Origin of the sequence: Campylobacter sp. CNRCH_2013_0855 (genome assembly GCF_025773025.1) — a bacterium.
Classification (GTDB): domain Bacteria; phylum Campylobacterota; class Campylobacteria; order Campylobacterales; family Campylobacteraceae; genus Campylobacter_D; species Campylobacter_D jejuni_C.
Genome location: NZ_JAKMTE010000001.1, coordinates 22896 through 45361, shown reverse-complemented (window position 1 = coordinate 45361; position 22466 = coordinate 22896). Strand labels below are relative to the sequence as shown.

26 protein-coding genes and 2 pseudogenes are annotated in these 22466 nt (G+C 28.0%); 10 read left to right on the top strand and 18 right to left on the bottom strand.

Annotated features, from left to right (window positions below):
* Position 1: 1 nt before the first annotated feature.
* From L8X40_RS00235 to L8X40_RS00215, 5 genes are read left to right on the top strand one after another with little or no spacing between them, the layout of a single operon-like run.
* Positions 2–325, top strand: a complete 324-nt coding sequence (locus tag L8X40_RS00235; RefSeq protein WP_087700440.1) for a hypothetical protein — start codon at positions 2–4, stop codon at positions 323–325.
* Complete coding sequence (mshL, locus tag L8X40_RS00230) at positions 297–1688, top strand: pilus (MSHA type) biogenesis protein MshL (protein WP_263667052.1); 1392 nt, start codon at positions 297–299, stop codon at positions 1686–1688. The genes L8X40_RS00235 and mshL overlap by 29 nt, the downstream gene beginning before the upstream one ends.
* Positions 1669–1998, top strand: a complete 330-nt coding sequence (locus tag L8X40_RS00225) for a hypothetical protein (protein ID WP_261529498.1) — start codon at positions 1669–1671, stop codon at positions 1996–1998. The genes mshL and L8X40_RS00225 overlap by 20 nt, the downstream gene beginning before the upstream one ends.
* A complete protein-coding gene (locus L8X40_RS00220; RefSeq protein WP_261529492.1) occupies positions 1991–3505 on the top strand; it encodes a GspE/PulE family protein in 1515 nt (504 codons plus the stop codon). The genes L8X40_RS00225 and L8X40_RS00220 overlap by 8 nt, the downstream gene beginning before the upstream one ends.
* Positions 3502–4662, top strand: coding sequence for a type II secretion system F family protein (locus L8X40_RS00215; protein WP_263667050.1), 1161 nt, complete (start codon positions 3502–3504; stop codon positions 4660–4662). Before L8X40_RS00220 ends, L8X40_RS00215 begins: the two co-directional genes overlap by 4 nt.
* On the opposite strand, the gene L8X40_RS00210 is transcribed toward L8X40_RS00215, so the two are convergent.
* From L8X40_RS00210 to L8X40_RS00160, 11 genes are read right to left on the bottom strand one after another with little or no spacing between them, the layout of a single operon-like run.
* The gene (locus L8X40_RS00210) at positions 4659–5411 is read right to left on the bottom strand and encodes a TSUP family transporter (protein ID WP_263667049.1); all 753 of its coding nucleotides are present in this window, start codon (positions 5409–5411) and stop codon (positions 4659–4661) included. The two genes, L8X40_RS00215 and L8X40_RS00210, sit on opposite strands and share 4 nt — an antisense overlap.
* The gene (locus L8X40_RS00205) at positions 5396–6145 is read right to left on the bottom strand and encodes a TIGR02757 family protein (protein WP_263667048.1); all 750 of its coding nucleotides are present in this window, start codon (positions 6143–6145) and stop codon (positions 5396–5398) included. The genes L8X40_RS00210 and L8X40_RS00205 overlap by 16 nt, the downstream gene beginning before the upstream one ends.
* Positions 6145–7974 carry a flagellar hook-associated protein FlgK gene (gene flgK, locus L8X40_RS00200; RefSeq protein ID WP_214099933.1) on the bottom strand — a complete coding sequence of 610 codons (1830 nt, stop codon included), beginning with the start codon at positions 7972–7974 and terminating at the stop codon, positions 6145–6147. Before flgK ends, L8X40_RS00205 begins: the two co-directional genes overlap by 1 nt.
* Before the next feature lie 10 nt (positions 7975–7984).
* Positions 7985–8419 (bottom strand): flagellar export chaperone FlgN, encoded by a 435-nt coding sequence (gene flgN / locus L8X40_RS00195; RefSeq protein ID WP_087700450.1) that lies wholly within the window; start codon positions 8417–8419, stop codon positions 7985–7987.
* Positions 8420–8461: 42 nt separating this feature from the next.
* Positions 8462–8668, bottom strand: a complete 207-nt coding sequence (locus L8X40_RS00190; protein WP_039625456.1) for a hypothetical protein — start codon at positions 8666–8668, stop codon at positions 8462–8464.
* Between the two features lie 60 nt (positions 8669–8728).
* Positions 8729–9094 (bottom strand): rod-binding protein, encoded by a 366-nt coding sequence (locus L8X40_RS00185; RefSeq protein ID WP_039617679.1) that lies wholly within the window; start codon positions 9092–9094, stop codon positions 8729–8731.
* Positions 9094–10140: a flagellar basal body P-ring protein FlgI gene (locus L8X40_RS00180; RefSeq protein WP_087700451.1), complete on the bottom strand. Its 1047-nt coding sequence runs from the start codon at positions 10138–10140 to the stop codon at positions 9094–9096. The genes L8X40_RS00185 and L8X40_RS00180 overlap by 1 nt, the downstream gene beginning before the upstream one ends.
* 57 nt (positions 10141–10197) lie before the next feature.
* Positions 10198–10854: an RsmD family RNA methyltransferase gene (locus L8X40_RS00175; RefSeq protein WP_087700452.1), complete on the bottom strand. Its 657-nt coding sequence runs from the start codon at positions 10852–10854 to the stop codon at positions 10198–10200.
* Positions 10847–11242, bottom strand: coding sequence for a hypothetical protein (locus L8X40_RS00170; RefSeq protein ID WP_263667047.1), 396 nt, complete (start codon positions 11240–11242; stop codon positions 10847–10849). The genes L8X40_RS00175 and L8X40_RS00170 overlap by 8 nt, the downstream gene beginning before the upstream one ends.
* Entirely contained in the window at positions 11226–11930 is a 705-nt protein-coding gene (locus tag L8X40_RS00165) for a hypothetical protein (protein WP_087700454.1), read from the bottom strand. Before L8X40_RS00165 ends, L8X40_RS00170 begins: the two co-directional genes overlap by 17 nt.
* 9 nt (positions 11931–11939) lie before the next feature.
* A complete protein-coding gene (locus L8X40_RS00160; protein WP_087700455.1) occupies positions 11940–12578 on the bottom strand; it encodes a DUF5644 domain-containing protein in 639 nt (212 codons plus the stop codon).
* 97 nt (positions 12579–12675) lie between these two features.
* Here L8X40_RS00160 and L8X40_RS00155 point away from each other — a divergent pair, with 97 nt between their 5' ends.
* The 5 genes from L8X40_RS00155 (at position 12676) to fldA (ending at position 16187) form a co-directional block, all read left to right on the top strand.
* Entirely contained in the window at positions 12676–13497 is an 822-nt protein-coding gene (locus L8X40_RS00155) for a thiamine-phosphate kinase (RefSeq protein WP_214099935.1), read from the top strand.
* The gene (gene truD / locus L8X40_RS00150; protein ID WP_261529631.1) at positions 13466–14599 is read left to right on the top strand and encodes a tRNA pseudouridine(13) synthase TruD; all 1134 of its coding nucleotides are present in this window, start codon (positions 13466–13468) and stop codon (positions 14597–14599) included. The genes L8X40_RS00155 and truD overlap by 32 nt, the downstream gene beginning before the upstream one ends.
* Before the next feature lie 84 nt (positions 14600–14683).
* Positions 14684–15001: a DUF2325 domain-containing protein gene (locus L8X40_RS00145; RefSeq protein ID WP_087700457.1), complete on the top strand. Its 318-nt coding sequence runs from the start codon at positions 14684–14686 to the stop codon at positions 14999–15001.
* 1 nt (position 15002) lies between these two features.
* Positions 15003–15695, top strand: a complete 693-nt coding sequence (locus L8X40_RS00140) for a hypothetical protein (RefSeq protein ID WP_261544980.1) — start codon at positions 15003–15005, stop codon at positions 15693–15695.
* A complete protein-coding gene (gene fldA / locus L8X40_RS00135; protein ID WP_087700459.1) occupies positions 15696–16187 on the top strand; it encodes a flavodoxin FldA in 492 nt (163 codons plus the stop codon).
* A 33-nt stretch (positions 16188–16220) separates the two neighbouring features.
* On the opposite strand, the pseudogene L8X40_RS08535 reads toward fldA, so the two are convergent.
* The 7 genes and pseudogenes from L8X40_RS08535 to L8X40_RS00105 all read right to left on the bottom strand — a co-directional run.
* A pseudogene (locus L8X40_RS08535) lies at positions 16221–16613 on the bottom strand (methyl-accepting chemotaxis protein); the annotation flags it as partial.
* A gap of 951 nt (positions 16614–17564) precedes the next feature.
* Positions 17565–18218 (bottom strand): annotated as a pseudogene (locus L8X40_RS08530) (cache domain-containing protein); the annotation flags it as partial.
* Between the two features lie 130 nt (positions 18219–18348).
* Entirely contained in the window at positions 18349–18756 is a 408-nt protein-coding gene (locus L8X40_RS00125) for a pyridoxamine 5'-phosphate oxidase family protein (RefSeq protein WP_087700289.1), read from the bottom strand.
* Entirely contained in the window at positions 18749–19459 is a 711-nt protein-coding gene (locus L8X40_RS00120) for an EI24 domain-containing protein (protein ID WP_261544978.1), read from the bottom strand. The genes L8X40_RS00125 and L8X40_RS00120 overlap by 8 nt, the downstream gene beginning before the upstream one ends.
* Positions 19456–20148: a dUTP diphosphatase gene (locus L8X40_RS00115; RefSeq protein WP_214099940.1), complete on the bottom strand. Its 693-nt coding sequence runs from the start codon at positions 20146–20148 to the stop codon at positions 19456–19458. Before L8X40_RS00115 ends, L8X40_RS00120 begins: the two co-directional genes overlap by 4 nt.
* Before the next feature lie 12 nt (positions 20149–20160).
* Positions 20161–20706, bottom strand: a complete 546-nt coding sequence (locus L8X40_RS00110) for an ATP-binding protein (RefSeq protein ID WP_214125874.1) — start codon at positions 20704–20706, stop codon at positions 20161–20163.
* 125 nt (positions 20707–20831) lie between these two features.
* Positions 20832–22466, bottom strand: a complete 1635-nt coding sequence (locus L8X40_RS00105) for a hydrogenase small subunit (protein WP_214125872.1) — start codon at positions 22464–22466, stop codon at positions 20832–20834.

The following is a 22466-nucleotide window of genomic DNA, read 5'->3' as shown; positions in this document are numbered from 1 at the left end:
TTTGCTTCGATTTTTACTTGTGAGTTTATGGGTGCTTAGTGCTTTTGGCGCTAAGTATCCATTTTTGAATCAAAGCTGTAATAATGTTGATTTTTCTTTGATTCAAGATCCTTTTTTTCAAAAAACTATAAATATAAAATCTGATTTTTCTTTGCAAGCTATTGTTTCTAATAAAGTTAAGATTAATGATAAATGGTATGCTTTAAATGATGATATTGAAGGTTTTAAAATTGTTGAGATAAAAAATTCTCAAGTTATATTGATAAAGGAAGAAAAAATCATGGTTTTAAAATTGTATGAAAAAAATAATATTTTTATTTATTAGTATTTTAACTTTTACAAATGTTTTTGCTTCACAGTGTCATCAACGCTTTTTTGATATAAGCGTAGAAAATAAAACTTCTTTGATTGAAATTTTAAATGAACTTGGTAGAGAATGTGGTTTTAGCATTATAATAAAAGATTTATTAGCTAGAGAAAAGTTAAATCATACTCAAAATTATTTACACATAAGAAAAATGTCTTTAAGAGAAATTTTTAAACTTTTATTAAAGGAAAATAATCTTGCTTATGAGTATGAAAAAAATATTTTAAAAATTTATGGAAGACAAGTTAAAACTTTTAAAGTGCATTATATAAGCTCTATTAGAGAAGGACAAAGTATTACTAAAGCTTCAGTGGATTCAAGACCTAAACAAGGCGATTATGATAGTACTAAAGAAGCAGATAATCTAGTTATTAGCACAGATAAATTTGATTTTTGGGAAAAAATTTCAGAAGAAATACAAGCTTTATTGGATGAAAATACAACTAAGCCTATTATTAATACTAATGCAGGGATTATTACTTTAAATGCTACTTTGTATGAGCTTGCAAGGGTTGAAAAATATTTAAAAGATTTAAATAAAAGACTTAAAAAGCAAGTTTTAATTGATGTAAGTATAGTTGCGGTACATTTAAATAAAAGTCATTCAAGCGGGATTAATTGGCAAGAGCTTGCTTTTAAACTTAATGGTGATGATAATGATTTTATAATCAATAAAGGTGGTGTTAGAAATATCAATCTTAAAGCCAATGTTGAAACTAAGGCTATTTTAAATTTATTACAAGAAAACGGCAAAACCACTGTGCTTTCAAATCCCAAGCTCATGGCACTTAATAATCAACAAGCTATTATATCCATAGGCGATACGATTAATTATCAAGTAAAAGAAAGTTCTAAGGGTACTGAAAATGGTACGATCATTAGTGAAACTTATAATAATTATTCTATTTTTGTAGGAATTTTACTAAATATTTTGCCTGAAATTTCAGATGATCACAAAATTATGCTTAGAATTAATCCTAGTTTGAGTGATTTTAAATATAGTGTTGATAATTATAGGCAAAATAAACCAAGAAATATAGCACCAGATACCATACAAAAAAAGCTTTCTACTGTAGTTGAAGTTGATGATGGACAAACTTTAATTTTAGGTGGATTGATTAGTAAAAATACGATTAGTAATCATAATGAAGTAAGTGCTTTATCTAAAATACCGCTTTTTGGAGTATTATTTCAAGGAAAGCAAAATTTAGAAGATATTAGCGAAATAGTTTTTATTATCAAGCCAAGTCTAATAAGAGCTGATAAAAAAGTATTAAGTTTAAAAGAATTAGGTTTTGAACATGAAGATGATATGTTTTAATTTTTTAATTTGTTTGTCTTTTTTAAATGCAATAAATATTCAAAATGAAAGTTTTGAGCAAAATGTATTCTATGAAAAATTTATTAATCACCCAAGTTATGAAAATGCTTTAAATTTAGCTAAGTATTTCTATCAAATCAAAGATTATCAAAAGGCTATCTTTTGGGCTGTTGAGGCAAATGAATTTGAGTTGTTAGAAAAAGAAGCATGGCTGGTTTTTATTAATGCTAAATTAAAACTTGGAAAACATGAAGATGCTTTAAGAGCTAAAGAAGAGTATGAAAAACTTTTAGGAAATTATTTTGAATGACACAAAAGTAATAAAAACTTTAGATAAATTTACTTTACAAGAATTGGCTTTAGAGTATAAATTAGAAATTTTAGATTTAGATCAAACTCTCAAAATAGAAAAGTATCTTCATGTTTTACCTTTTTCTTTAATAGAGCAATATAATATTTTTTGTTTTTATGAAGATGATGAAAATATTCATATAGCTTCTTCTAAACCTTTAGATGAGAGTATTTTAGAAAAAATACAAAATTTATACCGCCTAAAGATGATTAAAATTTTTCTTTGTGACTTTACACAATTTAAATTCTTGTTAGAAAGAATTAAATTTTTAATTTGTTTTCAAAACTATCTTGATAAATTAGAGCTTAATTTGACAAGTGATGAAAATAAAGATGAGTTTTTATTAGAGCAGTTTTTGAATTTAATTTTAACTTATGCTTGTTTTTTAAGAGCAAGTGATATTCATTTGGAGCCTTTGGAAAATGAAGTTTTGATAAGATTTAGAATAGATGGAGAATTAAAATATATCCATAGTCTTGATGCAGGTTCTTATCAGGCTTTATTAATGCATATAAAAATCATTGCCTTGCTTAATGTAGCTGAGCAAAGACAAGCTCAAGATGGGAGTTTTTCTAAGATTATTTTAGAGCAAAAATATGATTTTAGAGTTTCAATCATGCCTTTGTTGTTTGGACAAAGTGCAGTGCTTAGGATTTTGAAACAAGATGAGCATGTTTTAAAACTTGATAGACTTTTTATTAAAGAAGAAAATTTAAATTCGTTAAAAACATATATGAATGCACCCTATGGTTTGATTTTATTTTGTGGACCAACAGGAAGTGGTAAAAGCACTTTTATGCATGCTATTTTAAGCGAGATTGATCAAAATAAAAAAATTATTACTCTGGAAGATCCTATAGAATACAAACTTAAACATGCTCAGCAAATTTTGTTAAATTCTAAAACCGGCTTTGATTTTCATAAAGCTTTAAGAGCGGTTTTAAGGCAAGATCCTGATGTGATTATGGTAGGTGAAATTAGAGATGATGAGAGTTTGGATATAGTTTTAAAAGCTTCTTTAAGTGGACATTTAGTTTTGAGTACCTTGCATACTAATGGTGCTATAGAAGCTATTTTTAGAATGAAGCACATGGGTGCAAAAGAATATTTAATAGCTTATGCGTTTAATTTGATCATAGCCCAACGCTTGGTAAGAAAGCTATGCGAATGTAAAGAAGCTAGTGATGAAAAATTTCATTTTCAAAATCAAGTTTTTGAAGGAAAACTTTATAAAGCAAAAGGTTGCTCTAAGTGTATGTATAGTGGATATAAAGGGCGTTTAATGGTGGCTGAGTTTTTATTTTTAGATCGCAATTTAAAAAGTATGATAGAAAATAATGCAAATTATGAAAATATTTTAACTTATGCTTTAAAAAAAGGTTTTTTAACTTTAGGCATGGATGCTTTGGAAAAAGTTAAGCTTGGTTTAACAAGTATAGATGAGTTAAGAAAGATTAGTTTTTGAAAAAATTTATAATTTTTTACATTTTAAATCAAGAACAAAAACAATGTATAATTAAAGCTAAAAATTTATATGAAGCTAGAAATCTTGCGCAAAAATCATTTGAAAATATTATTAGTGTTGAAGAGTATTTTGGAGTAATAAAACATAAAATTAAAGAAGAAGAGCTTATTTTTATCCTTAAAGATTTATATATGGTTTTAAAAGCGGGATTAAGCTTGCAAGAGGCTATTTTAGAGTTTGCAAGATCAAATCATGATATGTGTATAACCAAGATATTTAGTGTAATTTATAATAAACTCAAAAATGGAAGTTCTTATAATGAAGTTTTTAGAGATATTTTAAATTCTAGAGAATGCGCTATTTTAAAAATTTGTGATGGTAAGGAGGATTTATATAAGGCTTTTGAGATTATCATTGAATTAAAAGAAAAAAACCTTCATAGTTTTAAGCAGTTTAAAAAGGCTATAACTTATCCGCTTTTCGTTTTTATATGTATTATTTTAGCTTTTTTTGTGCTGATGATTTTGGTTTTGCCTGAATTTAAAACTTTATTTTTGCAGTTTGAATTAGATTTGCCAAAAATTACTCAAATTCTTTTTATTGTAGGAGATTTTTTTAAACATTTTTATGTATTTATTTTATTGAGCGCAGGAATTTTTATAATACTTTTATATTCTTTTAGAAAATCTTTGTTTTTTCATAAAATTCTTTTTCATTTTCCTGTTTTTGGAAAAATAATATTTTATCAAGATAAATTTTGTTTTTTCTTGATTTTTTCGTATTTATTAAAAGCAGGGGTGGATATAAAAAGAGCTTTTGAGCTTGCTTGTGAAGGTATAGAAAATCAATTCTTTAAAAATAAAATGCTTATTGTAAAGACTTCATTTGAATCAGGACTTGATTTAGCTCAAGCTTTTTTCGAAATAAAGCTTTTTGATCCTTTTGTGATAAGAATGTTAAATTTAGCTTTAAAAAGCGCTAGGTTAGATGAAAGTACTTATGAGCTTGCTTTATTTTATGAATATAAAAAAGAAAATTACACCCAAAGACTTTTGGTTATTTTAGAACCTTTAATGACAATTTTTATGGCGAGTTTGATTTTAGTTTTAGCCTTGGGTGTGTTTTTACCTATGTGGCAAATTAGTCAAGGAATTTAAGCAAGATAATCATAAGCAACCTTAGCTATAGTTAAAGCAACCATAGTTAAAAAGAGTTTTTTGATAAAAGTTCCTTGTGTTTTTAAGACTAGTTTTGAGCCTATAAAAGCCCCTAAAATTTGGCCTATACCCATTAAAATACCAACTTTCCAAAGTACCTCATAAGAGTATAAAAATACTCCTAAGGCTACTATATTGCTAGTGAAATTTAATATTTTGGTATTAATGCTTGCATTTTTCATACTAAAACCAAGAAATATCACGCAAGTAAAAATCCAAAAAGACCCTGTTCCAGGTCCTAAAAAGCCATCGTAAAAGCCAAGTAATAAACCAAAAGTGATTTGAAAACTTGTGGTGCTCATTTTAGCTTTATTATGTACATGGCCTAAATCAGGTTTGAAAATAGTATATAAAAAGATCAAAATAAGACAAATTAATACAATGATTTTGACAGCATTTTGATCTATTAATAAAACCGCATAAGTTCCAATGGCTGCACCAATAGCAGTAAATACAATTCCTAAAGCTATCTTCTCTATATGCATAGATTTTCTATAAGCTAAAACTGCGGTGAGTGAGCCAAAAGTGCTTTGGAGTTTATTAGTAGCTAGGGCTAAATGAGGAGGAATTCCACAAGCAAATAAAGCAGGTATGGTAATAAGTCCACCACCACCTACAATCGCATCAACACAACCTGCAAAAGCTGCAACAAAAAATAAAATCACATAATAAGTTAATTCAAGCTCCATAAGCTTTCCTTGTTTTGTCCGATTCTATAAAGAGCAAAATCATATTTTATAGGATCAATAGGATCGAATTTTTTAAGACTTTGCGTAAGTTCTAAAACACTTTTAAAATCATAAATCTTACGCTTTAAAAGCTTAAGTTTTAATGAAACTTTATGAGTGTGGGTATCTAGGGGTATGAGTAAGTCTTTTTTGTCTATATTTTTAAACAAACCTAAATCTAACTCATCTTTTCTCACCATCCACCTAAGATACATATTGTATCTTTTTAAAGGACTTTTTGGAATGCGAAATTCTTTCGAAAAGAAAAACTCATAACCATAACTTTTATAAGGATTAAGTTTATAAATTGTTTCTATGAAAGTTTTTATTGCATGTGTGATATCTTGATCTTTTTGATAAGCCTTGGTAAAAATATTTTCTATGCTATCTTCATTTTTTAAGCGTTTGAGTGTGATGAAAATTTGAGCTATATCTTGAGAGTTTTGAAAGCGGTATTTTAGATTTTTACATTCTTTTTTAATAACTTCATCATTTCTTTCAAGCAAGGAAAAATCAAGTTTATTTAAAAAACTTACAATATTTTTAGCATTTCCATAAGCAAATAAAGCACAAAGCAAGGCTATATTTTCATCTTTATAAACACTTGCAATTTGCAAAGGATCAGGATGAGAAAAAAGCTCTTTTTGAGTGTTTTTGTTTAAAATTGCTTCATCTAAAAGAGCTTTAATTTGCATTAAGATTTTAAACCAAGCAAGGTTTCAAGCATTTGATCAACGGTGGTTACGATTTTAGCTGCAGCGCCATAACTTGCTTGATATTGTATGAGTGCTGCTAATTCTTCATTAGTATTTACACCACTTTTTGATTGATATTCTGCATAAGCTGTATTAAATACTGTCATATTAGTTGCATGTGCAAAGCTATTACTTTCAGCATCTGAAGCAATTTGACCTGTAAATTTTCTATAATATCCATCTAAAGTCATAGTATCTACTGTACCATCTTTATTATAAAAATTTACTTTTTGATTTTGAAGTTGTAACATAGCATTTGCTACATCATTATTCCCGTCAACTCCATTTGAGCTTGCTTTTAGGCTATTTGGGTCATTTCTAATGCTTGAATTTACATTGATATTGCTTGCATCTTGACCATTAAAAAATGAAGATACATTTAAAGCACCTGGGAAATTTGTGCCATTGTCTTTAAAAGCTATTTTATAACCTTTTTTTAAGCCATTGATTTGGAAATTTCCACTATCACTTTGTCCATCATAATGATAAAAAGCTTGAAAATAATCATTTAAATCATTACCACCAACACCATCTTTGTTATCATCTATATCTGCATTGATTTGTTTGACGACATCTTCTATAGTAGTATTAACATCAATTTTTATAGTTCTTGTGGCTACTGCATTACCTTTTTCATCATAAATTGTAATGTCAAAGCTTCCTGCTTGAATATTTTTGTCATAACTCATTAAAGAAGTATCAGGTTTTAAACCTTTTAAATCATCTGAATTGACTCTATCTGTAGCTGCTTGAGCATAGACATTATTAGTTTGAGTTATAAGTGTTTTTGTAAAGGTATTGAGCATATCTTTATACTCTTGTAATTTTCCATCGCTATAAGTATCATGATTACCATCATAATTTCTACCTCTAAGATCAAGTTGAGCTCCAAGCTGTCCGCCTGAAATTTTGCTTGTTAAATCATAGCGGTTTTCATCATTTACTTCATAATAAATTTGATAAAAACCATTAGGGTTGTTATTGTCTAGTTTTAAAGGGTGAAAGCTAGAGCCATTGACTATACTAAAGCCTTGAATGCTTAAATCATAGTATCTTCCAGAATCAGTCATGGTAGATTCTAAAGTGCTATCTTGAGAGCTTGTTCCTTTCCAAGCTACTGCATTGACTAATTTTGAAAGTCTAAGTTCAAGCTCATCTCTTTTATCTCTTAATTGATTTGCATTATCGGTAGGTAAAACTTCTTCATTTTCAAGTTGTTTGTTAATATTTGCAATTTCTTGACCAATGTTGTTAATTTCATCTACAGTTTGTTTGATTTGCTCATTGACAGTTTGTTGCATTTTATTAAGATCTTGTAAGGTTTTTTGTATGTTTTGAGTTAATGTATTTGCGCTATTAACAAGATCTATTTTACTTGCTCCATCACTTGGATTAGAAGCAAAGTTATTCCACGCATCATAGTAGTTTTTATAATCTTGTAAAATACCAGTTCCTTGCATATCAGGAAATCTTTGGCTTGCTTCTTGTAAAATTTGTCCTAAGTAATTTGTATAGTTTTGCTGGGTGGTAGCGTTTTTTAACTCATAATAAGAATGCTCATCATGTAATCTTTTAATAGTATCAATTTGCGTACCTGTTCCTAGGTGTAAGCCACCTCTATCAAGAGACATGCCCGAACTTTGCACAGCTCTTTGTCTAGTATAAAACACCGCATTTGCATTAGAGATATTATTACCTGTTGTGTTAATTTGAAGTTCAGCAGCTCTAATACCGCTAACTCCTGTATATAAGCTATCAAAAATTCCCATGACTTAACCTTTAAACATTGATCTTAAATAATGAATCTGGAATTGTTTTTTGATCTCCATAAGCATTATTTGTTCCATTTTGTTCAAACATTGTATTTAAAAGATTGTCGTAAAAATTTTTAATAATAAGAGCTAATTTAGCGTATTCTTTATTTTTTTGATGTAAGGTGTTTAAATTTTGCTTTAAAAGTGCAAGTTTTTCTTTATCTTCATCGTCTAAAAGCTCATCTAAGCCTTTATTATTTCCTTGATTGCTAAGTTCTATTAAAGCCTTATCAAGATTTTTTTTAGCAATTTGAAAGTCATTTACAAGTTTAGTTTTTTCCTCTACGCTTTTGCTTACATGTTGGTGATTAGCAGCTTGAATTTGGGTTATATCTTCTAAAGTAAGATTGATGAGTTTTTCTAAAATAGAATTTGTTTCGTCTAAGTGTTGTTTAACCATTTTTTATCCTTTCTTAGGCACTAACCCAAAAAAGGATAAAAATTATAATAAAGAATCTGCTATTGCTTTAGAAGTGGCTTGTAAGTCTATTTTATACGCGCCATTTTTTATTTGTGAAGCAATCAAAGATGCTTTACTTTCCTCTGTTTTTTGAGTTTCTTTTGCCTTGTTGTTTTCTTTGTTTTCTGTTTTATTTAAATCATTAGTAGCAACTTGAGCTACATAACTTTGATGTATAGGGTTTATCATTTTAAGCCTCCAGTTCTATTGAAAAACTCTAAGAACTATATCGACACTTAAAAAAATAACTTAACCCCTTTCTTTTAAATAATCAAATAATAATTTTGAAAAACCTAACCCCCCGCTTAATGCTTTACTCATAGTATCATTATACATAGATGAATAAATTTCATCACTTGCGTCTTTTCCAAATAAAGAATTTTCTTGTTTTAAAGAAATATCCAAAACGCTTTTGATTAAAAAAGCTTCAAAAGCATCGGTTTGTTCTTTTAAAGCTTTATCTTCATCGTTTAATGCTTGTATATGAGTTAAATCGTTTTTAAAAGCACTATCTGCATAGTTTTTAGCAGCCTTGTAGCTATTGTTGTGTTTAGTAATACTTTCATAAAGCTCACTGCTATAATTTTTGCTCGCTAAATAATTATCAACTCTCATCATATCACCTCTAATTCAGCACTAATTGCACCGGCTCTTTTTAGATTTTGCATAATAGCTATGATATCATTTGGTGCTGCTCCAAGTTTATTTAGCATTCTAGCTATGTTTGCCACTGTTGTTTTATTGTTTGTGATTTTTAAAGTATTAGATACGGGATCTAAAATACCACCATCTTTCATATCGATTTCATTTTGTCCTAAAGCTACGGTATTGTTTGGATCAATTTTTATAGTAATATCTTTATGAGTGATTAATATAGGTTCAACTTCTATATTTACACCTGCTACTATAGTTCCTGTTCTTTCATCGATGATTACTTTACTTTCTGGAGTATAAGCTATATCTTGTTCTAATACTCTTGCCATAAATTCAACATGAGAAAATTCTTCAGGTTTTGTTAATTTTATAGTTCTAGAATCTAAAGCCTTTGCTATATCTGTATCAAAAATAGTATTTAAAACTCTTTCTATATTGTTAGCTGTTTTAAAGTCCGCTTCTTTTAAGCTTAAAACTAAATCTTCACTTTGGCTAAAATTTTGTGGAATTTCTCTTTCTACTACCGCACCATTGATAACATTTGCTGAGGTTGAGTGTGTTCCTGCTGCACCAGGTCTTGGACTAAGTCCGCCTATTGCCAAAGAACCTTGGGCTACTGCATAAATTTCTCCATCAACACCTTTTAGAGCTGTCATAAGTAAGGTTCCACCTTGTAAAGATTTTGCATCGCCTAAAGAAGCTACACTTACATCAAGCTTATCCCCACTTCTTGCAAAAGCAGGAAGTTTTGCTGTTACCATTACTGCTGCTGTGTTTTTTGATTTTATATCGCCCGGGCTAATTTTTACATTCATACCTTGAAGCATATTTGAAATAGATTGTAGAGTAAATTCGCTACTTGTACCATCTCCGCTTCCATTTAAGCCAACAACCAAACCATATCCTATAAGTTGGTTATCTCTAACACCTACCACATTAGTAAGTTCTTTGATAGTAGCTGCAAAAACACTTAGACTTAGCGTTAAGCTTAAAAATAATATTCTCATCGATTCTTCCTTTAATCTATGCTATTTTCATAAATTAAAGCAAAAAAAGTTCCAAATTTATATAAAGGAGTAAAAGCTTAGAGTAGTTGAGCCAAATTTTTTTTCTTTAGTTTTTTCATAATTTTGTATTTTAATTGGAGTTTTAAAAGTGCTGTGATGTTCTATAATAATGATTTTTACATTTGAATTTTGTATATTTTCTATCAATTTTAAAGTTTTTTCATAAATATCAAAAAAACCTTCTCTAATATCAAAAGGCGGATCAAGATATAAAATAATATCTTCTTTGGAATTTTGAATAATTTGAGGAGTTTTTTTAAAAGTATCATCATTAAAACAAAGAGTATTTTGATCAACACTAGAAGCGTTTTTTAAAGCTATTTCATAAGCCTTTTTATCTTTTTCTATGGCATAACTTTTTAAACAACCATTACTTCTTGCTTCTAATGCCATCAAAGCGCTTCCTCCAAAGGCCTCTATAAAAACCTTATCTTGTAAAGAAAAACGCAAAACATTAAAAACACATGATTTTACTATGCTTTTAGTGCTTCTTGTGGTATCTAGGCCAGGAAGTAAAATTTTTTTACCCTTATAAATTCCACTTTCTATGGTGGTGTAAATTTTTTGAGTTTGTTTTTTTGAGTTTGTTTTTTTACCTTCTTTGTAATTTTTCAAAAAATCTTTTACGCTTTGATATTCTTGTGTTTTATACATTATTGTTTTCTTCTTTGATGAGGTTTTTTAACTCTGTTTTGTAAAGATTAAATATTGCATCGATTTTTTCATGACTTTCTTGACGCAATTGCTCTAAAATGGCTTCACATTTTTGATTCATGATTTTTTTCTCACGCATAGCTATTTTATAGGCAATATTTTGTAAACTTGTATTAAAATCATTTAAAGCATTAATTAATTCCTCTATATTAAAAGGATGAGATAAAAAGTTTGATTTTTTATTAATGATAAATTGTGGTTTTTGCATGTTGATTTTTTCATCGCACACCAAAAAATCACAATCTTTTTTTAAAACCAAAAAATCTTTTAAAGCAATTTCCAAAGTTTTTTCTAAAATTAAATCTTTACATTCAAGAGCGATTTTCATTGATTAAACTCACTTTTAATTTATGTTTTTTCAAAGTATATGGTACTATACCTAGAGCTAAATTTGCAAGTTCTGCAAAACTTAAAATATAAAAATCTTCAAAATTCCTATTTGAAATAGTTTGTAGTTCTTTGGAGCATTTATCAAACATATAAAAAGAGTAAAAATCTTCAACTACTAAAAAATCACAACCGCTATCATAAGCATCTAACATAATAGCGGCTGCATTTTTATAAGCTAACTCAGCGTTTAAATTTAAAAAACTATAACCGCAACTTTTGTATTTTCTTTCAAAATCTATTATATTTGCTTTAAGTATTTTAGCAAGCTCTAAAGAACAACTTGCATTCGAAAATCCTTGGTATATGCCTATATTAAATTGATTAAAAAAATACTTAATATGCTCTTGTTTAAGGTAATCTAAAAAAACTTTTGGGGCATATTGAATTTTTTCAATTTTACTCATAATCTCATAAGAGCTGTATTCGCAAGCTAAGATATTATCCTCACCCATCATTCTTGAATATTCATCTAAAATGTCTTTAGGATCATAATCAATAATAAAATAATTTTTTCCTAAAGGTTTTTCATAAAGAGCATTTTCAACATTAATTTTATCTAAAATATTTTTGATAATATCAAAATGGCAGAATAAATCATTGTTGCTGTTAGTATAAATTTTATACATTTTTATTCCTTAAAATATATTTCTTGCAAGACCTGATTTTACAAGCATAACTTTTAATTCTTTAATATAAGATTCATAATCAAGTTCATTGGATGAAATAAAATTTTTAAATTTAGTGTGATAATAAATCCCTTTTTCTTCGTCTGCGACTAATTTTAAAAATTGCGGTGCTTTTTCTGGATATTTAAGTAACATCTTATAAGCAAATATAAAAAAGCTATCACCTAGATATTCAGGTAAAAATTCTCTAGCTTCACTTGTATAATATAAAAAATCATATTGTTTGTAAAGTTCTACATCGTGTATATCAATAAGTCCTTTAAAAAGTTCTAATTTTTCTAAAAAATCGCCTTTATCCATGATTAAATCTTTAATAGCTCTTTTAGTATCGAGTGGTTCTATGATGAGTTCTTTTCCAAATTTTTCAATGATATTATTTAAATCTCTTCTTTGTCTAATAGCAACTTGGTTGATTTTAATGCAACTTTCTGGATTTTCTTCAAAGTCAAAATATATATCATCTTTTTTCACTTGCACTAAAATATCATAAACACTTTTAAAATTTTTACTATCATAAACATAAGGTTTATAATAAGCTAAATAATCACTATCTTTATCAAAACGAAAAATTCTTAAAGTTATTTGCATATTTTATCCTTGGTATTATTTTTCATTATATACATTTTAAACTTATAAAAATTTGATTATTATATAAAATTAAAAGCTTTTTGTATAAAATACTCACATGGATAAAGAAAAATTTATTATCAATGCCTTTGCTAATCCTATCAATGGAGATGATGGGGCAATCATCGATGGATATTGTTATTCTAAAGATTTATTTTGTGAAGATGTGCATTTTAAACGCTCTTGGATGAGTTTAGAGCAAATTGGTGCAAAGGCTATGCTTGTTAATATTTCTGATACAATTGCTATGAATGCTACACCAAAATACGCTCTTTTGGGGCTTTCTTTACCAAAATGTTTAGATATGAAACAAGTTAAAGCTTTGCAAAAAGGTTTGCTAGATAGTGCAAAAGAATTTGGGGTGCAAATTATAGGCGGAGATACCATAGCAGATAAGAAAATCAATATTAGTGTAACTATTATTTCTAAAGTAAATAAAAGGGCTATTTTTAGAAAAGGTTTAAAAAAAGGAGATTTGTTTGCTTTTAGTGGGAAATTAGGTGAGAGTTTAAAAGGTTTAAATATACTATTTCGCGGTGGAAAATTACATTCTAAACATCGTTTTATAAAACCAAATTTAAGGCAGAAATTTTTTTACGATATAGCAAAAAAAGTTAGAGTGAGTATGGATATTTCAGATGGTTTGAATAAAGACTTATCAAGAATGTTATTTCAAAACCAACTTAGTATAAAATTCCTTAAAAAATTAGATAAATTTAGCTTAAATAGTGCAGAAGAATATGAAATTTTATTTGCTTTTGATAAAAAACATAAAGCATTTATACAAAATATAGCTAAAAAGCATAGAGTTAAACTAAATATTTTTGCAAAAACAACAACAGGAAGGTATAAATTTTATGGAAGAGAACATCATTTTTAAACCCCTATATGCTTTAAAACATAGCCCGATAAATGTGTATTTTTCGAAAAATAGCAATGATTTTGTAGTAAGAGAAAAGCCTTTGTATGAATTTAGTGGTAAAGGTGAACATTTAATTTTGCATATACAAAAAAAGGATCTTAGCACTAGTGAAGCTTTGAGAATTTTAAGTGAGCAAAGTGGTGTTAAAATGAAAGATTTTGGTTATAGTGGTTTAAAAGATAAACAAGGTTTAACTTTTCAATATATTTCTATGCCTAAAAAATTTGAAGAAGGTTTAAAAAATTTTAAACATGATAAGATGAAAATTTTAGAAAGTTTTTATCATGATAATAAACTTAGAATAGGGCATTTGAAAGGAAATTCATTTTTTATAAGATTAAAAAAAGTTTCAAAAGTAGATGCTTTAAAAATAGAACAAGCTTTCAAAAATATCCAAGAACAAGGTTTTGCTAATTATTTTGGATATCAGCGTTTTGGTAAATTTCAAGATAATTTTTCACAAGGACTAGAAATTTTAAAAGGTAAAAAAATCAAAAATAAAAAAATGCAAGAATTTTTAATTTCTGCTTTTCAAAGTGAGCTTTTTAATAGATATTTGAGCAAAAGAGTAGAATTATCACATTTTATCAATGATTTTAGTGAAAAAGAAATAAAACAAATTTATGATTTAGAAAAAGATGAAATCAAAAGTTTAAAAAATCAAAAGCAGTTTTTTAAGCTTTTAAAGGGCGAAGTTTTAGGACATTACCCTTTTGGTAAATGTTTTATATGTGAAGATTTATCAAGTGAAGTAGAAAGATTTAATCAAAAAGATATTAGCGCAATGGGTCTTTTAATAGGTTCTAAAGCTTATGAAGCAAACGAAGGTTTAGCTAAAAAATTAGAAGATGAGATTTTTTCTTTTGCATATGAGTTTAAAGATAAGATACAAGGTTCAAGACGCTTTATGTGGTCTTATTTGCAAGATTGCAAAAGTCATTATGATGAAGAAAAAGCTCATTTTACTTTGGAATTTTTCTTACAAAAAGGCTCGTATGCTACGGTAGTCTTAGAAGAAATTTTACATACAGATATCTTTGAACAAACCCATAATATATAATTAAAAATGATATTGAGTATCAGTTAAAATTTATCTTTTATAAATTATAATAACAATTATCATTTTTATAAAAAGGAAAGCTCAATGTCAGTTTTGGTTATCGGAGCAGATGAAATAACTCCAATTAAGGCAGTTTTAACAAACCTAGGTGCAAAAAATATAGAGCATTGGGATGCTAGAAATGAAAATAGGGTAAATAGAAAACCCATTCCTCAAAATACTGAATGTATAGTTATGCTTACTAGTTTTTTAAACCATAATACTATGAAAAAAATCAAAACAGAGGCAAAAAAACGCAATATACCTTTAGTTTGTGCTAAACGCAGTGTGAGTTGTGTGTATTGTGAATACTGTAAGGTTTTTGGTCTTGATCAAACATATGAGTGTTCAAAAAAGGATTAATATGTTTGGATTTAATGAAAAAGAGGATTTTATACCTAAAATATTTAGAGATTTAGAGCGAAAAAGTATTCATTATATTTTTTTAAATTTATATAATTCTTTGGTTGAAAACGAATTAAAAATACCTTATATCTATGCAAAACAAGCTAGTTGTTTAAGAAATATTTTTGAGTTAAAAATTCAAAATATGAGTACAGAAAGAACTTTGAGATTTAGTAAAGTAAAGCAATTTTGTCCATATTCTCATAAAATCATCAAAGCATATAAAGAAGGAAATTTAAATAAAATACAGCTTGAATCAAATATACCAAAATATGCTTTAGCTAAATTAATACAAAATGTGTTTTTATCATCTAGTTTTACTTTGCCTTTGCAAGTGGCTTTTGAAGCTTTTGTGTATGATAAAATTTGTAAAAGCAATACTAAATCCAAAGTAAAGATTTGTAAAAATATTATTATCATCAATGAAAAAATAGCGGTTATGCCTTTATTTTATAAAGATAATGATAAAGATATAGAGCTTGCCTTGCAATTTATAAAAGATAATTCTTTTGAAAGGTTTTATATTGTGTATCCAAGAAATAAAAATTTCACTCAACACAAAGAAATAAGACATAATTTATGTGAAAATAACAAAACTTTGCTAAAATTAGTCCCCTATACTATTAATAATCAAATTTTAAGGAGATGTTAAATGTCAATAGCAGTAATTTATGGTAGCTCTATGGGTAATACTGAAAGTGCAGCAAATATGATTGCTCAAAAATTAGGAATTTCTGATGTATTAAATATTGCAGATATTAATGCAGAAAAAATAAATTCTTATGATAAATTAATTTGTGGTACTTCTACTTGGGGAAGTGGTGATTTTCAAGATGATTGGGATGGTTTTGATTTTTCTGCTTTAAATCTTAGTGGCAAAACTGTTGCAGTTTTTGGTATGGGAGATAGTGAAAGTTATTCAGATACTTATTGTAGTGCTATGGGTAAACTTGCTCAAGCTTTAAAAACAGCAGGCGCAAATTTAGTTGGTGCTGTTTCTACAGGTGGTTATACTTTTGAAGCAAGTGATGCTGTAGAAGGTGATAAATTTGTAGGATTAGCATTGGACAATGACAATCATGAAGATTTAACAGAAAGTAGAATTGATGCTTGGCTAGAGCAAATTAGACCTTCTTTTTCTTAATAAAAAAGATGCCTAAAAGGCATCTTTTGTGTTTTAGAATTTTCTTTTTTTAGTTTCGCTTAATATATCTTGTGCTAAGGAATCTACTTCATTGGCAATAGCATTAGTTCGTATAGCTGTTTGAGAATTTTGCTGTGTAAGTTTTTCTATAGTAGCAACCGATTCGTTGATTTGACTAATATCATTTGCTTCCTCTTTGATAGAATCTCCCATATCGCTAATGGATTGAGCTAAGATATTAGTATTAGCTTCAATCTCACCTAAAGACTTTTGAGTTCTTTCTGCTAGGTTTCTAACTTCCTCCGCAACAACAGCAAAGCCTCTACCGTGCTCACCTGCACGTGCAGCTTCAATAGCAGCATTTAATGCAAGGAGATTAATTTGCTCAGCTATATCTGAAATTACTGTGGTTACGCTTTTGATGTCATTGCTTTGTTTTACCACATCTTGTGCTTTAATGGAAATTTCACTCATTGCTGAGTTCATTTGCTCTAAAGCCCTTGCACTTTCTTGCAATGATGATGTTTGATGGGTAGCATCATTGGTAAGCTCTTGCATGCTTTGTTTGAGTGCTTCAGCTTTTTGATTTAGTAATTCACCTTGATTAAGTGATTGTGAGAGCATATTCTTAATTTCATTTCCTAGTGCATTGATTGCTTTTTCTACATCGCCTTTTGGTGTGTTGATAGCTGCTGTAAAATCTAAATGTTTATAACTATCAAACACGGCTTGAATTTCGTTTAAATCACGACCTATTTTTGCTTGTAAGGTGGTAAGCATTTTGTTTAAAACTTCTATGAGTTCTTGAATTTGAGGGTTGTTGGCGTGAGAGCTAATGTGCAAATCAAGCTCACCTGTTTCTATTTTTCTAGCAACACTTACAGATTCTTCAATAGCTTTTGCATCTTTGCTTAACGCCTCTTTAATAATTTCAATATTTTCATTGATTTCATCAGCCATTTTTCCAAATTCATCTTGTGTTTTAAGTTTGATAGGATGAGAATGGACATCTTTATGATTTAGATAGTTAAAGAAATTATGTAATCCTGATGAAATAATTGCAATAGGTTTAAGATTATAAGAAATAATCATTCTAATAAATACTAAAGTTATGAAAATAGCAATTAATGAAATAATAATTTGTTCTATTAGTGTTTGTTTAGCTGTGTCACTATAAAAGTCATAATCAGCTATACTACAAATAGTATATTTTGGATTAATACTACCATTACAAATTAAAGCTTTAATTCCTTCTTCTTTAGTTTGAACTTTGAAAATGTCTTTAGAAAGAGTTTTATTTAAACCTTCAGGTGTTTTAAAATAACTTGAAATAATATCTTTGCTAATTTCAGTCGATGTTAAAATTCTAGATGAATCAGTGTGAAAAAGATAAGTTCCATCATGAGCCAAAACCGCTGCATGTGAATAAGGTGTTTTACCTATGGCTAAAACTTCCTCTGAGAATTTTTTCAAATCATAATCAGCAGCCACTACTCCTATAACTTTTCCATTTTCTATAATAGGACTAGCATAAGAAATTGTAGGTTTTTTCATACTAGATGATATATAAGGTTCTGTAACAATTAACTCTTTTTTTTCTTTAGCCTCTTTGTACCAACCTCTAGCTCTAGGATCATATCCACTTTCTGGAGTTTGGTTGTTTCCATTGGATCTGTATATTTTACCATCTTCAAAGCCTACATAAGTTAAGTCAAAACCTAAAGAATCTCCTATGGATTTTAGTAAACTAGTGTATTGTTCTGGTGTTAGATTGTTTTTATTTTCTTTAATGTATTTTGTTAAGGAATTAATCACATTGCGTCTGTCGCTTGCATATAAATCAAATCTTTTACTCACATCAAAGGCAACTTTTTGTTGAAACTGAACTAGTAGTGTATGGCTATTGGATTTAGACTTAACATAGTTAAAAATACCTAAAACGCATAGTAAAACTACAACAAAGATACAAACCAAAAAGGCTATTTTATTAGAAAAATTACCTAGTAGATATTTTTTTGCTGAAGAGAGCATATTTTCTCCTTGGAAAGCTAATTTTTAGCTTTGTGATTATAATAATTTATAAGATTTTATTCAAAAAACATTTAAATAATTATAAAAAATATTTATTTTAATTAAAAAATATTATATTTTTAATATTATTTTAAATAAAAAATTCTAATTTTTTGGAGAGTAGAATTTTGTTATCAGTGTATTTTGCCCATTGTATATTTAGAGCAAAAACACAAGCTTTTGCAAGTTTTGCAAAGGGAAATTTTTCATAATATATTTTTTCTTGTTCTTTGGTAGCTTTTTGAAAAAGAGCTTTAATTTGCACCCCTTTAATGAGATTAATAATATCTGTATCTAATGCTATATTAACTGCTACTTTGGGTGCTTTGTGAGCAAGCTGAACGTGTTTAGTGCGTTCTTCACTAGCAAAGATTAAAGCTAAATTTTGACTATCAAAGGCATAATAACAGCTTGCACAATATACTCCACCATCCTCATCAAGCATACTTAAATTTAAAAGTTTTTGAGAAAGGATGAAATTTTTAATTCTTTCATCCATTATTACTAGCTTTAAGTTTTAAAATTTTTTGATAACTTAAGTGAGTTAGAAAAATCACATAAAATACTTGCAAAAATAAACCAAGCAAAGGAATACTTGATAAAGCAAAAAAGATTAGAGTGATGATTTTAAAGTATAAAGGTGATGAGTCTTTATAAAAATCATCAAAGTTGTTTTTATCTAAAACATTGCTTAATACGTCTAATAATAAAAGTTTGTGAAATAAATAATAAAATACTCCATAATAAATCACAATACTAATAAAAGGTATAATTAACAAGAAAGTAGCTATCACAAATAACACACATGAAATGAGTATAATTTTGAATGTTTTAAGTAAAACTTCTAAAGAATTTACTTCTTTTTGTATGGGATAGTTGTAATATTTTTGATTAATCTTTTTAACAATATAAGGAGTTAAAAAAGAAATTATCAGCATGGTAAAAAACACTGAGGCAAATACCACTATAAAAAACCCACCTATGGCACTCAAAAATGCAAGTGAAAATTGCACTATGGAAAAACTAAAAAACCAAGCCATAAAAGATCCGCTAACTACATCTTCTATATAAGAAAAAAATATATCATAACTATAATATATAAGAAAAGCAAAAATAATTATACTGATTAAGAAAGGCAAAAGAGAAAATTTTAAAAATGGCTTGCTAAGAAAATCTTGCAAGCTTAGATATAATATACTCATTTAATTTGATTGTAATTTTCTTGAAGTTTTCGATAAATTTCTTTATAATCTAGTGTTTCTTTTAAAATTCGATTTAAAACTTCGTTATCTTCTGTGCCATTCCATGTTTTTTTATAAGTACCTTCTTTGTAGCCATTTTCTTGTCTGAATTGATTTAAAATATTTTTTCCAATATAGATTTTATAAAGTTCATAGAAATTTAAACCACATTTTCTAGCTAAAACAAAATACACACTCAAAAGCTCACCTAAATCATAATCAAAACCACTGCACTTATGGATAATAAGTTCAATATCATTTAAAATTCCATAAATATCTGCTTCATTTGGATTGGAAGTTTCTTTACAAAAATCATCAAAAAAAGTTACAGAAGAAACTTCTTCCGCGATAAAATTTTTATCATTGATTTGTTTTTCTTTATATTCTTCTAAAATCAAACTTAAAATAAAATGCCATATATCCACTATTTCAATGCGTACATTGTCCCAGTTTGCAGGAGTGTATATGCTTTTCCAGTGTTTCCAAGCAAAAGAATCAATAAGCTCAGCACACTCCATATAAATGCATCTTCTAAAACTAATTAATTTACCCTCTTTAGTATAACCATTTTCCCAACCTATGCCATTGGTATCATCGTTTAATTTTTGCTGGAGTTCTAGCATGCTTTTTAAAATATCTTTTACTTCCATTGCATTTCCTTTTTAAGCATAAAATCCAAATTCTTTGTTATCTTCTTTTTTTTCTTCTTTTTGCTTGTTGTATTGTTCCCAAATTTCTTCTAATAATTTAGCACTATCTTGGAAAATTTGCTTTTTAATATCTTCAAGGTCTGTTTTATTTATTTCTTTGTTTAAACTCTTATCCATGGTGTTAAATAATTCATGTAAAGTAGCTTTTTTATGTTCTTCATTTTTTGGTTCAGGTAAGGCATTGCCGATTTTCATTGCAGTGGTGATAAGCTCTTTTGGTTTTAAGGTTCCTACTCTTGAGTTTTTCATAAATTCATCTATTTGTGGTTGTACTTTAGCTACTGCTTCTTTTATTTCTTCAATTTCTTCTTGTGAAAGTTTGGTTCCATTATATGAGAATGAAAAACCAAATTGATTTCTAAGACTTAAAGAAGCCGAGTTACCATCTTTGTCTAATTTTGCTTCTTTTTTGTCATACATGGAAAAAGAAAGATGATTGCCATTTTTTGTTTTAATATCCATAGAAAAATTTTGAGAATTATAACTAGAAATTTGCATAACATTCCTTTCAAGTCAAGATAAAGTTATATCGTCAAAATAACTCAATCTTAAACAAATTTGCAAAGTTTTTATACTTTGCAAATTTCAAATATTAGGGAGATAAATATTTTAACATTAAGTCTTTAAATGCTCGTTAAATCCCAAAATAATTTTAATAATTTTTCATTTTTTGCACATATTAAAATTTGCTTTTTATTGTGTATTTTTTTGCATGCTTTTAAAGCTTGTTTTAAATGTTCTTTTAAAGAAAAAATCAATCCAAAAGCAATAGCTTCTTTATCTAAGCCACCTAAAATGTAAATCAAAGGCATACGCATAGATTTAGAAACATCAAGCTTTGCTTGTTCATTAATTGTGATTTTAAAATCAAATTTGCTAGGATGTTTAAACTTATAAGCTAAAGCAAGATCTAAAAACTCATCTAAATGGCTTAATTTTTTTCCGCTAATAATTGGATAGATAAAATAAAATAAATCTAAGATATTATTGCTAATTTTGCTTTCATCATCATAATTTTCTTGTATAAAATCATAATATGTTTTAAATTGCTCTTGGTAATTTTGCACTAAAGTCATAGCCATTTTGGTTTTTGCGAAATTATTTAAAAAAACTTTAGGATTAGCTTCAAAACTAAAATCTAAAAAATTAATCTTTGTATCATTTTGATAAAAAATCCCACTAATTTCGCTTTCTAAATCTAGTAAAATATTATCTGAATTAAGCTCGTTGATAGAACTATTATGAATTATTTTATCATCTAATATAATAGAAAAATCATTATAAGCAAATTCATTACTCATAGGTTTTTCATAAAAACCAAAATCATCCCAAAAATTTTCTTCACTACAGGCAATACAGCCATGTCCTGCAGCTACTGGCCAAGAGGTTTTGGAGTTAAATTTAACTTTAGGGCAGTTATTGTAAGCATAAGGTCCTTTGCAACCTACTTTAAAAAGACAATAGCCTTGTTTTATATTCTCATCATCAAAACTTTGAGCGAAATTTCCTGCTTCAAATTTAGCTTTTCTTTCACATAAATCATGCAAGCATTTTCCATAAAAGGCTAAAGGTCTATTTTGCTCATCTAAAGCCATGTCTTGTTCAAATAATATATAAAAGCAAAGCGCTGCGATGATATTTACATCACTTGGGGGACAACCTGGTATATTGATTACTTTTTCTTCTAAGACTTTAGAAATTCCTATGCTTTTGGTGGGATTTGGATGTGCAGCTTGAATTCCTCCATAGCTTGAGCAAGTTCCCATAGCAAAGATTGTTTTAGCATTTTTAGCACATTTTTGTAAAATTTCATATCCATTTTCACCATGTGCTCCTATAGTTAGATAAAAAGGATCTATAGCACAAACCCCACCTTCAACAGCTAAAAGAAAATCTTTTTTTTCTAAAACTTCCTCTAAATGCGATTCTGCTTGATGCCCACTTGCACTCATGAAGGTTTCATGGTATTCTAAAGAAATAAAATCAAAAATCAGATCTAAAAAGTCAGGCAATGAAGTTCTAAGCAAACTTTCACTACACCCTGTACATTCGCTTAAATGAAGCCATATAAGGCTAGGTGGGGTGTGAAGTTGGAAATATCTATGTGCCAAAGGGTTAAAATCACTTGGCAAACCTAAAATTTTAATGATAGAATTTACAGCCTCTAATGAGATATTTTTTTCTTCTTTGTGTGAGTTTTCTAATAGAGCGATTTTATGCTCTAATATGCTTTTTAACTCTTCATTGCTTAAAGACAT

Bases quoted from the DNA above. Each gene is read 5' to 3' on its own strand.
- mshL (WP_263667052.1), top strand. From the start codon at position 297: ATGAAAAAAATAATATTTTTATTTATTAGTATTTTAACTTTTACAAAT.
- L8X40_RS00225 (WP_261529498.1), top strand. From the start codon at position 1,669: ATGAAGATGATATGTTTTAATTTTTTAATTTGTTTGTCTTTTTTAAAT.
- L8X40_RS00210 (WP_263667049.1), bottom strand. From the start codon at position 5,411: ATGGAGCTTGAATTAACTTATTATGTGATTTTATTTTTTGTTGCAGCT.
- L8X40_RS00205 (WP_263667048.1), bottom strand. From the start codon at position 6,145: ATGCAAATTAAAGCTCTTTTAGATGAAGCAATTTTAAACAAAAACACT.
- flgK (WP_214099933.1), bottom strand. From the start codon at position 7,974: ATGGGAATTTTTGATAGCTTATATACAGGAGTTAGCGGTATTAGAGCT.
- flgN (WP_087700450.1), bottom strand. From the start codon at position 8,419: ATGGTTAAACAACACTTAGACGAAACAAATTCTATTTTAGAAAAACTC.
- L8X40_RS00190 (WP_039625456.1), bottom strand. From the start codon at position 8,668: ATGATAAACCCTATACATCAAAGTTATGTAGCTCAAGTTGCTACTAAT.
- L8X40_RS00185 (WP_039617679.1), bottom strand. From the start codon at position 9,094: ATGAGAGTTGATAATTATTTAGCGAGCAAAAATTATAGCAGTGAGCTT.
- L8X40_RS00180 (WP_087700451.1), bottom strand. From the start codon at position 10,140: ATGAGAATATTATTTTTAAGCTTAACGCTAAGTCTAAGTGTTTTTGCA.
- L8X40_RS00175 (WP_087700452.1), bottom strand. From the start codon at position 10,854: ATGTATAAAACACAAGAATATCAAAGCGTAAAAGATTTTTTGAAAAAT.
- L8X40_RS00170 (WP_263667047.1), bottom strand. From the start codon at position 11,242: ATGAAAATCGCTCTTGAATGTAAAGATTTAATTTTAGAAAAAACTTTG.
- L8X40_RS00165 (WP_087700454.1), bottom strand. From the start codon at position 11,930: ATGTATAAAATTTATACTAACAGCAACAATGATTTATTCTGCCATTTT.
- L8X40_RS00160 (WP_087700455.1), bottom strand. From the start codon at position 12,578: ATGCAAATAACTTTAAGAATTTTTCGTTTTGATAAAGATAGTGATTAT.
- L8X40_RS00155 (WP_214099935.1), top strand. From the start codon at position 12,676: ATGGATAAAGAAAAATTTATTATCAATGCCTTTGCTAATCCTATCAAT.
- L8X40_RS00145 (WP_087700457.1), top strand. From the start codon at position 14,684: ATGTCAGTTTTGGTTATCGGAGCAGATGAAATAACTCCAATTAAGGCA.
- L8X40_RS00140 (WP_261544980.1), top strand. From the start codon at position 15,003: ATGTTTGGATTTAATGAAAAAGAGGATTTTATACCTAAAATATTTAGA.
- fldA (WP_087700459.1), top strand. From the start codon at position 15,696: ATGTCAATAGCAGTAATTTATGGTAGCTCTATGGGTAATACTGAAAGT.
- L8X40_RS00125 (WP_087700289.1), bottom strand. From the start codon at position 18,756: ATGGATGAAAGAATTAAAAATTTCATCCTTTCTCAAAAACTTTTAAAT.
- L8X40_RS00120 (WP_261544978.1), bottom strand. From the start codon at position 19,459: ATGAGTATATTATATCTAAGCTTGCAAGATTTTCTTAGCAAGCCATTT.
- L8X40_RS00115 (WP_214099940.1), bottom strand. From the start codon at position 20,148: ATGGAAGTAAAAGATATTTTAAAAAGCATGCTAGAACTCCAGCAAAAA.
- L8X40_RS00110 (WP_214125874.1), bottom strand. From the start codon at position 20,706: ATGCAAATTTCTAGTTATAATTCTCAAAATTTTTCTATGGATATTAAA.
- L8X40_RS00105 (WP_214125872.1), bottom strand. From the start codon at position 22,466: ATGTCTTTAAGCAATGAAGAGTTAAAAAGCATATTAGAGCATAAAATC.